Source organism: Bacillus sp. FSL R9-9530 (assembly GCF_038008145.1).
GTDB classification, from domain to species: Bacteria; Bacillota; Bacilli; order Bacillales; family Bacillaceae_G; genus Bacillus_A; species Bacillus_A mycoides.
Map to the genome: position 1 here is coordinate 4,318,920 of NZ_JBBOYO010000001.1, position 13,702 is coordinate 4,332,621.

General features: G+C 38.7%; 14 protein-coding genes and 1 tRNA gene. 12 read left to right on the top strand and 3 right to left on the bottom strand.

Translation table 11 applies throughout. From position 1 onward, the window contains the following. Positions 1-14 precede the first annotated feature (14 nt). Entirely contained in the window at positions 15-503 is a 489-nt protein-coding gene (locus MKX66_RS21645) for a YhcN/YlaJ family sporulation lipoprotein (RefSeq protein WP_326996748.1), read from the bottom strand. Between the two features lie 106 nt (positions 504-609). Then, positions 610-816: a DUF1657 domain-containing protein gene (locus MKX66_RS21650; protein ID WP_000216167.1), complete on the bottom strand. Its 207-nt coding sequence runs from the start codon at positions 814-816 to the stop codon at positions 610-612. Between the two features lie 910 nt (positions 817-1,726). Between MKX66_RS21650 and MKX66_RS21655 the strand changes: the two genes are divergently transcribed. From MKX66_RS21655 to eno, 10 genes are all read left to right on the top strand, one after another. Then, a complete protein-coding gene (locus MKX66_RS21655) occupies positions 1,727-1,927 on the top strand; it encodes a hypothetical protein (RefSeq protein ID WP_002129884.1) in 201 nt (66 codons plus the stop codon). Positions 1,928-2,283: 356 nt separating this feature from the next. Next, positions 2,284-2,359: transfer RNA gene (locus MKX66_RS21660), tRNA-Arg, on the top strand. A gap of 260 nt (positions 2,360-2,619) precedes the next feature. Beyond that, entirely contained in the window at positions 2,620-3,927 is a 1,308-nt protein-coding gene (gene rpoN / locus MKX66_RS21665) for an RNA polymerase factor sigma-54 (RefSeq protein ID WP_002016074.1), read from the top strand. A gap of 9 nt (positions 3,928-3,936) precedes the next feature. Next, complete coding sequence (locus MKX66_RS21670) at positions 3,937-4,182, top strand: glutaredoxin family protein (RefSeq protein WP_002143722.1); 246 nt, start codon at positions 3,937-3,939, stop codon at positions 4,180-4,182. Between the two features lie 135 nt (positions 4,183-4,317). Continuing rightward, entirely contained in the window at positions 4,318-5,346 is a 1,029-nt protein-coding gene (cggR, locus tag MKX66_RS21675) for a gapA transcriptional regulator CggR (RefSeq protein ID WP_061673724.1), read from the top strand. A 26-nt stretch (positions 5,347-5,372) separates the two neighbouring features. Then, on the top strand, positions 5,373-6,377 hold the full coding sequence (gap, locus tag MKX66_RS21680) for a type I glyceraldehyde-3-phosphate dehydrogenase (RefSeq protein ID WP_002016071.1): 1,005 nt from the start codon (positions 5,373-5,375) through the stop codon (positions 6,375-6,377). A 139-nt stretch (positions 6,378-6,516) separates the two neighbouring features. Continuing rightward, on the top strand, positions 6,517-7,701 hold the full coding sequence (locus MKX66_RS21685; RefSeq protein WP_002016070.1) for a phosphoglycerate kinase: 1,185 nt from the start codon (positions 6,517-6,519) through the stop codon (positions 7,699-7,701). A 32-nt stretch (positions 7,702-7,733) separates the two neighbouring features. Continuing rightward, positions 7,734-8,489 (top strand): triose-phosphate isomerase, encoded by a 756-nt coding sequence (gene tpiA, locus MKX66_RS21690; RefSeq protein ID WP_002016069.1) that lies wholly within the window; start codon positions 7,734-7,736, stop codon positions 8,487-8,489. Next, complete coding sequence (gene gpmI, locus MKX66_RS21695; RefSeq protein WP_002129880.1) at positions 8,486-10,015, top strand: 2,3-bisphosphoglycerate-independent phosphoglycerate mutase; 1,530 nt, start codon at positions 8,486-8,488, stop codon at positions 10,013-10,015. Before tpiA ends, gpmI begins: the two co-directional genes overlap by 4 nt. Before the next feature lie 30 nt (positions 10,016-10,045). After that, positions 10,046-11,341, top strand: a complete 1,296-nt coding sequence (eno, locus tag MKX66_RS21700) for a phosphopyruvate hydratase (RefSeq protein ID WP_000103948.1) — start codon at positions 10,046-10,048, stop codon at positions 11,339-11,341. A 50-nt stretch (positions 11,342-11,391) separates the two neighbouring features. Here eno and MKX66_RS21705 read toward each other — a convergent pair whose 3' ends face one another. After that, positions 11,392-12,342: a nucleoside hydrolase gene (locus MKX66_RS21705; protein ID WP_063218051.1), complete on the bottom strand. Its 951-nt coding sequence runs from the start codon at positions 12,340-12,342 to the stop codon at positions 11,392-11,394. Positions 12,343-12,628: 286 nt separating this feature from the next. On the opposite strand from MKX66_RS21705, the gene MKX66_RS21710 reads away from it, so the two are divergent. Together MKX66_RS21710 and MKX66_RS21715 are read left to right on the top strand one after the other, a co-directional pair. Then, entirely contained in the window at positions 12,629-13,006 is a 378-nt protein-coding gene (locus MKX66_RS21710; protein ID WP_002016064.1) for a CidA/LrgA family holin-like protein, read from the top strand. Then, positions 13,003-13,695, top strand: a complete 693-nt coding sequence (locus MKX66_RS21715; RefSeq protein WP_002129877.1) for an LrgB family protein — start codon at positions 13,003-13,005, stop codon at positions 13,693-13,695. Before MKX66_RS21710 ends, MKX66_RS21715 begins: the two co-directional genes overlap by 4 nt. The last annotated feature ends 7 nt before the right edge of the window (positions 13,696-13,702 follow it).

A 13,702-nucleotide genomic window follows, 5' to 3' on the forward strand; every position in this document is an offset into this window, starting at 1 on the left:
CTCTTTTAGAAAGCTTAAATATTAGATCCCATTTCTGATTGAATGAGTTTTAACTGTTCTTTAATGCCATCCTTACTCACTTTCTTTTTCTTAATTTTGTTTTCAAGTTCTTCTATGAGCATAAAGATCTTTTTGTCTGTACTTACACGAATATCGAAAGTAGGGTTTTCATCACTTAGCTTCTTTTTTAATTTACTTCTTAAAGGCTTTAAACCAAATCTTTCGTGATGTTCAGGTTTAATGGCTATGTAAAGATCTAAATTTGTATTAACTGCGGTGGCTTCTGTAATTCCCTCTATAGTGAGAGCTTTTTTCTTAGCTTCTTGCGATATAGATTGATTAAAGGATTCTGTACTCATTTTTGTTAATTTAGGGCCCTTGTCTTCTTTCGTTCGTTTAGCTTCTTCTTTCTTTACTTTTTTATCTAACGGGCTATTATCACATCCGGTAAGTGAACCGAATAGGAGCATAAATAACGCGGTTATGATTCCGAGTTTTCGCATTATAATCATTCCATTTCTATTGCATTATGTAATTTGAGAAAAAAGGATGATTGCATATCACCCTTTTTCTCAAATTGTGCACCATTAGATACAATGGCACCTTTGGTTATTGCTGTGTGTATTGTGGTTCTTCTTGCTGGACTTCTTCAACACGTGGGTTTAAAGAATCAATAATTGTTTGTGTTTGCTGCGCAGCTGTTTGGAAAAGTTGCTTTGCTTGTTGGTTATCCGTATCAAGAGCGAATCCCTCTAAGCTAGCTTGTGCACTTTTTAATCCAGAAACAGTTTGCTTTAGTTTTGTAATTACAGTCATTGAATGAAGCCCCCTTTGGAATATCAATTCAAAGATTATAATTTGTGGGTTTGGGTGAATTTATGATTGGAAAATTTAGGCTTTGAAGTTGAAGCTTTGATTCAAGCGCCAATGAATTCTTTGTTATAGTGGCGCTTTATAAGATGGAAGAGGATGATATGTAATTCATGATGTAGGTATGTTACCTGTTGAAGATTAAAAAGTAACTGAAAATTACATGAGGTTAAATTTCTGGTTATTCACAAAAAACACATCAATAAAATATATATATTTCTATTCTTGTAGTTATTTTCAATTTAAAATAAAATTTTCTTGTATAGTAAAAAAAGGATGTGTTCAGTTTTAAAAAAATAATATCTTCATTATCTTATTCGTTCAATCGAAGTCATTCACGAAAGAAGAACGTTATTAAATCAACGTTTCTTTTAATACATAAAACATTTACGAATTGTTTTGTTCATCGAAAGTCTTGCGAATTCTTTTAAATCAACGTTTAGAAGAGAAAGTCGAAAGTAAAAAAAGTCATTTATGTTGTATTCGTCATTCATCAAAATGAATACGCTATTCACCACAAGCCAACCCAAACGAAAATTTTCCGAACGCTCCAAGCCACCCCGCTGAGCCGTCGCAGGAGTCCCTTAGAGATAGTATTTGTGATTTTTGAATCAGGGGGTTGATCTCTCGCGAAGTCCTGACGCAGCCCAGCGAATTGTCTTTTACCCAATCCTCGCCGAGTTTCTACTATCAAAGAAAATAACGTTTCTAATGCGATTGGGCAGCCGTTATCGGAACTTACCCCCGACAGTGTGTTAAAATTAATCGAAGCGGAAAACGAGGATCTCCAATTGACTGGACGTGTGATCGGTTGGACAGTTTAAGAGGGTTGTATAAAAAGGGAGATGGCGCAAAGATGGTGAGATCAAAAGAGAATGATTTAACGGAGAAATTGGCAGAAGGTCACCGAGAATATGGTGACGGCAACTTTACAGTACAGAACATAGGTGATGAAACTAACCCGAATTGGACTGTCGTAAAAAATGTGAGGAAGGGATCGGCAGGCATTCGTGAAGGGGAAGATATATTTAGCCTGCGATCAAAATATATAAAATAGTGCGGAGATGGGCGGGCATCACTTCGCCTGTCTTTTTTTTATAGACTATATGCGAAAAGTGCGATGCCGAGAGATGTAATTCTAGACGATTAGATTTAATATGATGAAGTTATGAGCCTATATGCGTTCTATTTCGATTTAAGTAGATTAAGGGGGAACGAAAGAAGGAAAACTGCGCGCTAAAGCTAGTGTAGAAGAGGTTTTTATGCTTGCGTATTAGGTTAGCGTCAGGATATAATATCCATATGTAAAGAAGCGAACGTCTACGTGTTGGTGTTCGTATCCTACGTTTAACTTTCGGTAAGAACAAATCGGAAGAAGACGGAAGCAAACCGTTGATATTATCATAATCTCATGCGCCCATAGCTCAGTCGGATAGAGCGGTGGTTTCCGGTACCACGTCTGCCGGGGGTTCGAATCCCTCTGGGCGCGTCAAAAGGTCCTAACTTACATTTGTAAGTTAGGACCTTTTTTTATTTCTCTCTTGTTATATCTGGTTATAAGATTTACTATTAGTATGTGGTAATAATTTTTATTGCGCTATTATTTTCTTTCAATATTATTCAAATTTCGGTTGTAAGATCTAAATCTCATTAATACATATAAATTAATAATATTTTGGAATGGGTGTCTGCGTGAGGATTCTCCTTTTACCAAACTTATTGTACAATAGAAACAAGGGGGAGATTAGTTTGAAGGCAAGTCTTTTACAAGAACAAAGCTTACGTTTGGCAATGACACAAGAGTTAAGGCAAGCGATTACAATGCTCCAGTATAATGTACAAGAATTATCGGAGTTTTTGTATGAGCAATCGTTAGAGAATCCCCTTATTGAGTTAGGTGGTTTTGAGAGGGAGAAGAAAAAGAGCTCTAACACAAGTAAAAGTACCCGCAAACAAGTCGAGAATCAAATGGAAATCTACAGTGTGGATTCTACAACGATTCAGCAACATTTATTAAATCAACTACAGTATTATAAAATAGATGAAGAAGAGCGAAAAGCAGCTTCTTTCATTATTATGAACATGGATGGAAATGGCTATTTACAAGAAACAAATGAAGAGTTATCAGAGCTTCTTTCTGCGCCAATTGATGTAGTGGACTGTTCCGTGGAGCTTGTTCAATCGTTAGAGCCAGCAGGGGTAGGTGCGCGTAATATTCAGGAATGTCTATCAATCCAATTGAAGCGCTTACAAAGAAGAAATGGGTTAGCGGAAGAAATTATAGATGATCATTTTAATTATTTCGTTAAGAAAGATTGGCGAAAGCTCGTTCAAGTGTTGAAGTGTACCAACGAGGAATTACAGGATGCGGTGAACTGTATTACATCATTGCAGCCGAAACCAGGTCTTGCATTTTCTTCTGATAAACCACTTTATATTGTGCCTGATATGGCGGTAAAAAAAGATGGCGATCATCTCGTTTTACAGATGAATGAGAGAAATATGCCAAGAATTGAAATTCACTCTGAGTATAGTGCGTTACTAAATAATAGTGAAAGTGAAGTGGCTTCTTACGTATCGGAGAAGTATCAGCATGTGCAATGGATTATGCGCAGTTTGAAACAGAGAAAACAAACACTCTTACAAGTGATGAATATTATTATGGAAAAACAGCATGATTTCTTCTGGGGAGGTCCAGAGTATTTAAAACCACTTGCTTTAAAAGAGGTGGCGGAAGAGTTAGGTGTGCATGAGTCTACAATTAGTCGTGCAACGCGTAATAAATATGTGCAAACGCCGCACGGTTTATTTGAGATGAAATCGTTCTTTAGTAATTCTATTTCTACGACGGAAGATGAGGCGGTTTCTACAAAGCGTGTGAAACAATTCATTCAAACGCTTGTTGGAGCAGAAAATAAGAAAAAGCCACTTTCGGATCAAAAGATTTCAAAATTATTAGAAGAAGAGCATGAAATAGTTATTTCTCGAAGAACGGTTGCGAAGTATAGAGAACAAATGCATATTCCTGCTTCGTCTCTAAGAAAAACAATTGGATAGGTGAAGAAGATGAAGGTTGTACTATATACAAAAAAAGATTGTGGTCTTTGCGTGAAGGCGAAACAAGTTTTAAAAGAAGTACAATATGAATATTCTTTTCAAATTGAGGAAATAGATATATATGAAGATAATGACCTTTTAGAGAAATACCATCTAATGATTCCTGTTGTAGAAATAGGCGGAAGACAAGTGGAATATGGTAACATTCACAAAGGTGTCATAATAAACTATATAAAGAATGCAGTTAAGAGTTGAATAAGTTTCTGTCTCCTGTTACAATAATACACGTAGCAGGGATTATTTTTTTAACCTAAGTGGGACGCAAAATGTCACTACGGGACATAAAGTGACCACGAAGGGAAATGAACCGATGCAGTGAGGAGAAAAGATATGCGCTCATGGATTCAGAACACAAAAAAATTATTACCTGATCTGCTACCTGTTATGCAAACGAGAATGCAAGTGCTTCAGTACATTAGGCTTATGCAGCCGATTGGAAGAAGAAACTTATCTGCAAGTCTCGGTATGACAGAACGAGTATTGCGAAGTGAAGTTCAAGTTTTGAAAGAACAAAACTTAGTTCACGTCGCTTCTTCTGGAATGACTTTGACAGAAGAAGGAACAGCTTTAGTTCTTGCTTTGGAAGACTTTATGAAAGAAATTTCCGGGTTAAAGGTTTTAGAAAAACAACTTAAGGAAACATTAGACTTGGATGAAGTTTTCGTTGTCCCTGGTGATAGTGATGAATCACCTTGGGTCAAACTGGAGATGGGCCGTGCTTGTGTGACTTGTATAAAAGACCGTCTGACAGTGAATAATATCGTTGCTGTGGCTGGAGGAAGTACGCTAGCTGCTGCTGCGGACATGATGCAACTTGATTGCAAAGATTTACATATGCTATTTGTCCCAGCACGTGGTGGAATTGGAGAAGGTGTCGAGTTAGAAGCCAATACCATTTGCGCCAAAATGGCACAAAATACGATGAGTAATTATCGCTTATTGTATGTTCCAGATCACGTTAGTAGCGAAGCATATGCGTCTATTGTAACAGAGCCCTCCGTGAAAGAAGTTCTTGAGTTGATTCGATCTTCCAATATCGTCATTCATGGAATTGGTGATGCGTTAACAATGGCACGTCGCAGAAATACTTCAGAAGCAGATTGGTTAAAGATTCAGGCAAGCGAAGCAGTTGGCGAAGCTTTCGGTTACTACTTTAATGAACAAGGAAATGTTGTTCATAAAGTAAGAACAGTTGGTATGCAACTTGAAGATTTACAACATGTATCTCACGTTGTCGCAGTCGCTGGAGGTTCTTCAAAAGCAAAAGCAATACAGGCTGTAATAAAGCAAGGGCACACTTCAATTCTAATTACAGATGAAGGTGCAGCAAAACAATTAACAAAGGGTATTACCCTTTAATATAATCCCCCAAGGAGGAAATTTAAATGACTAAAATTGGTATTAATGGATTTGGACGTATCGGACGTAACGTATTCCGCGCAGCTCTTAACAACTCTGAGGTAGAAGTAGTAGCAATCAACGACTTAACAGATGCTAAAACATTAGCTCACCTTTTAAAATATGATACAGTTCACGGAACTTTAAATGCAGAAGTATCTGCTAACGAAAACAGCATCGTTGTTAACGGTAAAGAAATTAAAGTTATCGCTGAGCGTGACCCAGCTCAATTACCATGGAGCGACTACGGAGTAGAAGTAGTAGTAGAATCTACTGGCCGTTTCACTAAAAAATCAGACGCTGAGAAACACTTAGGTGGATCAGTTAAGAAAGTTATCATCTCAGCTCCAGCTTCTGACGAAGATATCACTGTAGTTATGGGTGTTAACCACGAACAATACGATGCAGCTAACCACAACGTAGTATCTAATGCTTCTTGTACTACAAACTGTCTAGCTCCATTCGCTAAAGTATTAAACGAAAAATTCGGCGTAAAACGCGGAATGATGACAACAATTCACTCTTACACTAACGACCAACAAATCTTAGACTTACCACATAAAGATTTACGTCGTGCTCGTGCAGCAGCTGAAAACATGATCCCAACATCTACTGGTGCTGCTAAAGCTGTAGCATTAGTATTACCAGAACTTAAAGGTAAATTAAACGGCGGCGCTGTACGTGTTCCAACTGCTAACGTTTCTCTTGTTGACTTAGTTGTTGAACTTGACAAAGAAGTAACAGTTGAAGATGTAAACGCAGCATTCAAAGCAGCTTCTGAAGGCGAATTAAAAGGTATCCTTGGATACAGCGAAGAGCCATTAGTATCTATCGACTATAACGGATGTACAGCTTCTTCTACAATCGATGCATTATCTACAATGGTAATGGAAGGTAACATGGTTAAAGTACTTTCTTGGTACGATAACGAAACTGGTTACTCTAACCGCGTAGTAGACCTAGCTGCATACATGACTTCTAAAGGTCTTTAATTCTTAAGTATATAAGCAATCAATGACAAAACGAGGGAGAGGGTTTGTTCCCTCTCTCTCTTCTTTCGTTTTAGAAGCAAATGTGTTAAGCTTTTGAATGGGTTTTGTCAATCCTAACTAGTAGTCGGAGGGAAATCCAATGAACAAAAAATCAATTCGTGACGTAGATTTAAAAGGTAAGCGTGTATTTTGCCGCGTTGATTTCAACGTACCTATGAAAGAAGGCAAAATTACAGATGAAACTCGTATCCGTGCAGCTCTTCCTACAATTCAATATTTAATAGAGCAAGGTGCGAAAGTAATTTTAGCAAGTCATTTAGGCCGTCCAAAAGGTCAAGCAGTAGAAGAATTACGTCTTACTCCAGTAGCAGCACGTTTAGGCGAGCTTCTTGGTAAAGATGTTAAAAAAGCGGACGAAGCATTCGGACCAGTTGCACAAGAAATGGTTGCAGCAATGAACGAAGGCGACGTATTAGTTCTTGAAAACGTACGTTTCTATGCGGGCGAAGAAAAGAACGATGCAGAACTTGCGAAAGAATTTGCAGCTCTTGCTGATATCTTCGTAAACGATGCATTCGGTGCAGCTCACCGTGCTCACGCTTCTACAGCAGGAATCGCAGACTACCTACCAGCAGTATCTGGTTTATTAATGGAAAAAGAGTTAGATGTATTAGGTAAAGCACTTTCTAACCCAGAACGTCCATTCACAGCTATCATCGGTGGTGCGAAAGTAAAAGATAAAATCGGTGTAATTCGTCATCTATTAGACAAAGTAGATAACTTAATCATCGGTGGCGGACTTGCTTACACATTTGTTAAAGCTTTAGGTCATGAAATTGGTCTATCTCTATGTGAAAACGACAAGATCGAACTAGCTAAAGAATTTATGCAACTTGCAAAAGAAAAAGGCGTAAACTTCTACATGCCAGTTGATGTTGTAATCACAGAGGAATTCTCTGAAACTGCAACAACTCAAATCGTAGGTATCGACTCTATCCCTTCTACTTGGGAAGGCGTGGACATCGGTCCTAAAACACGTGAAATTTATGCAGATGTAATTAAAAATTCTAAGCTTGTTGTATGGAATGGACCAATGGGTGTATTCGAAATGACTCCATTCGCAGAAGGTACAAAAGCAGTAGGACAAGCATTAGCAGATGCAGAAGATACATACTCTGTTATCGGCGGTGGTGACTCTGCAGCAGCTGTTGAAAAATTCGGTATGGCTGATAAAATGAGCCACATTTCTACTGGCGGCGGTGCGTCATTAGAATTCATGGAAGGTAAAGAGCTTCCAGGTGTAGTTTGTCTTAACGACAAATAAGTAGCAGCCAAAGAAAAAGGACGGTGCAAAGCATGCGTAAACCAATTATCGCAGGTAACTGGAAAATGAATAAAACTCTATCTGAAGCAGTTAGCTTCGTAGAGGAAGTTAAAGGTCAAATCCCAGCAGCTTCAGCTGTTGATGCAGTAGTTTGTTCGCCAGCTCTATTCTTAGAGCGCTTAGTAGCAAAGGCTGAAGGAACTGACTTACAAGTAGGTGCACAAAACATGCACTTCGAAAAAAATGGTGCATTCACTGGCGAAATTAGCCCAGTAGCACTTAGCGACTTAAAAGTAGGCTATGTAGTACTTGGCCACTCTGAGCGTCGTGAAATGTTTGCTGAAACAGACGAGTCAGTAAATAAAAAGACTCTTGCAGCATTTGAACATGGTTTAACACCAATCGTATGTTGTGGTGAGACTTTAGAAGAGCGCGAAAGCGGAAAAACATTTGATCTAGTAGCAGGTCAAGTAACAAAAGCACTTGCAGGTTTAACAGAAGAGCAAGTTAAAGTAACTGTTATCGCTTATGAGCCAATCTGGGCTATCGGTACAGGTAAATCTTCTTCTTCTGCAGATGCAAATGAAGTATGTGCGCACATCCGTAAAGTTGTTGCAGAAGCTGTTTCTCCAGAAGCTGCAGAAGCTGTTCGTATTCAATACGGCGGTAGCGTAAAACCAGAAAACATTAAAGAGTATATGGCACAATCTGACATCGACGGCGCTTTAGTTGGCGGTGCTAGCTTAGAGCCTGCTTCGTTCTTAGGTCTTCTGGGGGCGGTAAAATGAGAAAGCCAACAGCTTTAATCATTCTTGATGGTTTCGGACTACGTGAAGAAACTTACGGGAATGCTGTAGCACAAGCTAAGAAACCTAATTTTGATGGTTACTGGAACAAATTCCCTCACACAACGCTTACAGCTTCTGGTGAGGAAGTAGGTCTTCCAGCAGGTCAAATGGGTAACTCAGAGGTTGGTCACTTAAATATCGGTGCTGGCCGCATCGTATATCAAAGCTTAACACGCGTAAACGTTGCAATTCGTGAAGGTGAGTTCGATCAGAACGAAACTTTCCAAAATGCAATTAAAAGCGTGAAAGAAAAAGGTACTGCTCTTCATTTATTCGGTTTACTTTCTGATGGTGGTGTGCACAGTCACATGAACCATATGTTTGCTCTTCTTCGCTTAGCAGCAAAAGAAGGCGTGGAGAAAGTATATATCCATGCATTCTTAGATGGCCGCGATGTTGGACCACAAACAGCAAAAGGTTATATCGATGCAACAAATGAAGTAATTAAAGAAACAGGAGTAGGACAATTCGCGACTATCTCTGGTCGTTATTACTCCATGGACCGTGACAAGCGCTGGGATCGCGTAGAAAAATGTTACCGTGCTATGGTGAATGGTGAAGGCCCTACTTATAAATCAGCAGAAGAGTGTGTAGAAGACTCTTATGCAAATGGTATTCATGATGAATTCGTATTGCCGTCTGTAATTGTTAACGAAGATGACACGCCAGTTGCAACAATCAATAATGATGATGCAGTTATCTTCTATAACTTCCGTCCAGACCGTGCAATTCAAATTGCTCGTGTATTTACAAACGAAGACTTCCGTGAGTTCGATCGTGGTGAAAAAGTACCTCACATTCCTGAATTCGTTTGTATGACACATTTCAGTGAAACTGTAGATGGTTACGTGGCATTCAAGCCAATGAACCTTGATAACACATTAGGTGAAGTTGTTGCGCAAGCGGGATTAAAGCAACTTCGCATCGCGGAAACTGAAAAGTATCCGCACGTTACATTCTTCTTTAGCGGTGGTCGTGAGGCTGAATTCCCAGGAGAAGAGCGTATTTTAATTAACTCACCGAAGGTTGCAACGTATGACTTGAAACCTGAAATGAGCATTTATGAAGTAACGGACGCTTTAGTAAATGACATCGAAAATGATAAACATGATGTTATCATTCTTAACTTTGCAAACTGTGATATGGTTGGCCATTCTGGGATGATGGAACCAACAATTAAAGCAGTAGAAGCAACTGACGAATGTTTAGGAAAAGTTGTAGAAGCGATTCTTGCAAAAGATGGTGTAGCACTTATTACTGCTGACCATGGTAATGCCGATCAGGAGTTAACTGCTGAAGGTGGACCAATGACAGCTCATACAACTAACCCGGTTCCTTTCATCGTTACAAAAAATGATGTAGAGCTTCGTGAAGGTGGTATTTTAGGAGATATCGCCCCAACAATGCTTACACTTTTAAATGTGGAACAACCGAAAGAAATGACAGGTAAAACAATTATTAAATAATTTGCTTATATAAAAAGGAGAGAATTTATTATGTCAACAATTATTGATGTTTATGCTCGCGAAGTCCTTGACTCTCGTGGTAACCCAACTGTAGAAGTAGAAGTTTACACAGAAAGCGGCGCATTCGGACGCGCTATCGTACCAAGTGGTGCATCTACTGGTGAGCACGAAGCAGTAGAATTACGTGACGGTGACAAATCTCGTTACCTTGGTAAAGGTGTTCTTAACGCAGTAAACAACGTTAACGAAGCAATCGCTCCAGAAATCGTTGGTTTCGACGTAACTGACCAAGCTGGTATCGACCGTGCTATGATCGAATTAGATGGCACTCCAAACAAAGGTAAACTAGGCGCTAACGCTATCCTTGGTGTATCTATGGCAGTAGCTCACGCAGCAGCTGACTTCGTAGGTCTTCCATTATACCGTTACCTTGGTGGATTCAATGCAAAACAATTACCAACTCCAATGATGAACATCATCAACGGTGGTTCTCACGCTGATAACAACGTTGACTTCCAAGAGTTCATGATCTTACCAGTTGGTGCTCCAACATTCAAAGAATCAATCCGTATGGGTGCTGAAGTATTCCATGCACTTAAAGCTGTATTACATGACAAAGGTCTTAACACTGCAGTAGGTGACGAAGGTGGATTCGCTCCAAACCTTGGTTCTAACCGTGAAGCATTAGAAGTAATCATCGAAGCTATCGAAAAAGCTGGTTACAAAGCTGGCGAGAACGTATTCTTAGGAATGGACGTTGCTTCTTCTGAGTTCTACAACAAAGAAACTGGTAAATATGACCTTGCAGGCGAAGGCCGTACTGGCTTAACTTCTGCAGAAATGGTTGATTTCTACGAAGAGCTTTGCAAAGACTTCCCAATCATCTCTATTGAAGATGGTTTAGACGAAAACGACTGGGATGGTCACAAATTATTAACTGAGCGTATCGGTGATAAAGTACAATTAGTTGGTGACGACTTATTCGTAACTAACACGCAAAAACTTGCTGAAGGTATCGAAAAAGGTATCTCTAACTCAATCTTAATTAAAGTTAACCAAATCGGTACTTTAACTGAGACTTTCGAAGCTATCGAAATGGCTAAACGTGCTGGTTACACAGCAGTTGTATCTCACCGTTCTGGTGAAACTGAAGATGCTACAATCGCTGACATCGCAGTTGCAACTAACGCTGGCCAAATCAAAACTGGTTCTATGAGCCGTACTGACCGTATTGCTAAGTACAACCAATTACTACGCATCGAAGACGAACTAGGCGAAATCGCTGTTTACGATGGTATCAAATCTTTCTACAACATCAAACGATAATTGTAGAAAATAACGACAGACCGTGAGAAATCACGGTCTGTTTTTTTTTGCTAAAATTGTTCGTCTGTCATAAGTGACATGAAGTATTTAAAGAAGAGATTATAATCAAAATCGATAGCAATTTGCTGCGAGGGCCGATTGGTGAATGGGCTTGATCCTACTAAAGAGCGGAAATCACCGATGCTTGCTCCTTGAGCGTAAGATTCGGTCATGACGGTAATTGGTGATTTGTAGTAGGTAAACATAGAATTATCAAGTAAAGCTAATATCGGTATCGTGTCATGAAAAGGGCAGCCTTTTAATTGTGGTAAAATTTTTTCGTAATATCCATAGTAGTAATGATCGAATAGAGGTTTGACGAGAGAAGCCTTTCCTTTCGCCTCAATATATTCAGCCATATCAGGTGTAACGATGGAATACTGAGTTACATTTAACGGGTATATGTACATGTTGGATGCAGATTGTAATACAATGTTAGCCGCGATTGGATCGCCATAAAAATTCGCTTCTGATACGGGAGTTACATTACCTGGGTGCAGAAAGGAACCACCCATTACATAATAAGATTTAATTTGCTGCATTAAGTTTTTACATAAAATAAATAAAGCAGCTAGGGAAGTGAGTCGCCCTAAACTTACAATGATTAGTTCGTCTTTATACTGCTCGATAAGAGGGATAACTTCAAAAAAATTCTCCATTTCCCCGTTTTGTAACTTTTCATTTGGGATGATTGGCCCTAACCCTTCTTTACCGTGAATATTAGTAAAAAAAGCGGGTGGACCTCCATTGAGAGGACGGTCTGAACCACCAAATATTTTCATATCTCTATTTCTTGATTTTTGTTTAAGAAAATGAGCATTTTGTACGGCCATTTCTTTTGGAACATTGCCGTAATCAGCGACAATCCCAACAATTTCAATTTCATCGATAAAGAATGCGAGGAGGAGGGCTATCGCATCGTCGATTCCAGGATCACAAAAAATGAGAATTTTTTTAGACATGCGTTCACCACCTATCTTTATATATATATGTGTGCTAGAGAGAAGGCAGAATAAAAATGGAGTGAAGGATTTTGTTTTATTAAAATAATAACCATCAAAAATCAGAAAATATAAACTTTATATATTAGGTCAAGGTTTTTGACGTAAATTACATTAGGAAACGCAGTCATATCAAGGGTGTAAGCGTATAATATAGTGGGTTTTCGTTGTTGATTTGATAAATTGCAGGTTTTTACAATTTATACTATGATAAGGATATTAACAGAAGATCGTATAAACATGAGGGATGATGAACATGAAACTTACAAAGATTCTTGTCCAAATTGCTGCTCTTTATGTATTTTATATGGTTGGAAATTGGGTGCAAGAAATGTTGAATCTTCCGATTCCAGGAAGTTTGATTGGGATGTTCCTCCTACTTGTTTTGCTTAGCCTAAAAGTACTTCCAGTGAAATGGTTTGATTTAGGAGCAGAAACACTCGTTGCTATTATGCCGTTTTTATTAATTCCGCCAACGCTTGGCTTAATGAATTACGGTGCTTTTTTTATGAGTAAAGGAATTTCCCTTTTCATTACAGTTGTAGCGAGTACGTTTTTAATTATTATTGTCGCAGGACATACAGGACAATATCTTGCGAATAGAAAGGAAAAAGAGACACAATGAGCCAAATATTAATCGGAATCGGTTGGGTTCTTTTTACGGTGCTATTATATCAATTATCTAAAAAAATCTACAAATTATTTCCAACACCATTTACCATTCCAATGCTTGTTGCAACAGGATTAATGGCTTTCTTATTTATAATGCTTGATATACCATATCAAAATTATATGGAAAGTGGTGGTGGCTGGATTGCGAAGCTACTAGGACCAGGTGTTGTAGCATTTGCAATCCCGCTTTATAAACAACGTCATGTTCTGCAAAAATATGTTGTACCAATTGCTGGTGGTGTATTAGTAGGTACAACAGTTGCTATTGCAAGTGATTTTGCTATCGCCACACTTATGGGAACAGATAAAAGCTTAATTTTATCTTCTTTACCAAAATCAGTGACAATGCCAGTTGCGATGAGTGTATCTGAACAAGTTGGTGGTGTCCCGTCCTTAACAGCAGCATTCGTCGTTATCGCAGGGATTACTGGAACGATTTCAGGACCAATTTTATTAAAATGGAGCCGTGTTACAAACTCAGTTGGTAAAGGGATTGGCTTTGGATGTGCGTCTCATATTATGGGTGTTATGAGAGCGATGAAAAATAATGAGCATGAAGGTGTTATTGGATCGGTAACAATGACATTAACAGCAATTTTGACATGTTTGCTTGGACCGTTATTCGCAATGATGTTCATGTAATAGAAGA

Coding starts and splice junctions, on each gene's coding strand:
- MKX66_RS21685 (WP_002016070.1), top strand. CDS start 6,517: ATGAACAAAAAATCAATTCGTGACGTAGATTTAAAAGGTAAGCGTGTA.
- MKX66_RS21705 (WP_063218051.1), bottom strand. CDS start 12,342: ATGTCTAAAAAAATTCTCATTTTTTGTGATCCTGGAATCGACGATGCG.
- MKX66_RS21670 (WP_002143722.1), top strand. CDS start 3,937: ATGAAGGTTGTACTATATACAAAAAAAGATTGTGGTCTTTGCGTGAAG.
- MKX66_RS21715 (WP_002129877.1), top strand. CDS start 13,003: ATGAGCCAAATATTAATCGGAATCGGTTGGGTTCTTTTTACGGTGCTA.
- cggR (WP_061673724.1), top strand. CDS start 4,318: ATGCGCTCATGGATTCAGAACACAAAAAAATTATTACCTGATCTGCTA.
- gap (WP_002016071.1), top strand. CDS start 5,373: ATGACTAAAATTGGTATTAATGGATTTGGACGTATCGGACGTAACGTA.
- MKX66_RS21655 (WP_002129884.1), top strand. CDS start 1,727: ATGGTGAGATCAAAAGAGAATGATTTAACGGAGAAATTGGCAGAAGGT.
- eno (WP_000103948.1), top strand. CDS start 10,046: ATGTCAACAATTATTGATGTTTATGCTCGCGAAGTCCTTGACTCTCGT.
- MKX66_RS21645 (WP_326996748.1), bottom strand. CDS start 503: ATGCGAAAACTCGGAATCATAACCGCGTTATTTATGCTCCTATTCGGT.
- gpmI (WP_002129880.1), top strand. CDS start 8,486: ATGAGAAAGCCAACAGCTTTAATCATTCTTGATGGTTTCGGACTACGT.
- tpiA (WP_002016069.1), top strand. CDS start 7,734: ATGCGTAAACCAATTATCGCAGGTAACTGGAAAATGAATAAAACTCTA.
- MKX66_RS21650 (WP_000216167.1), bottom strand. CDS start 816: ATGACTGTAATTACAAAACTAAAGCAAACTGTTTCTGGATTAAAAAGT.
- MKX66_RS21710 (WP_002016064.1), top strand. CDS start 12,629: ATGATGAACATGAAACTTACAAAGATTCTTGTCCAAATTGCTGCTCTT.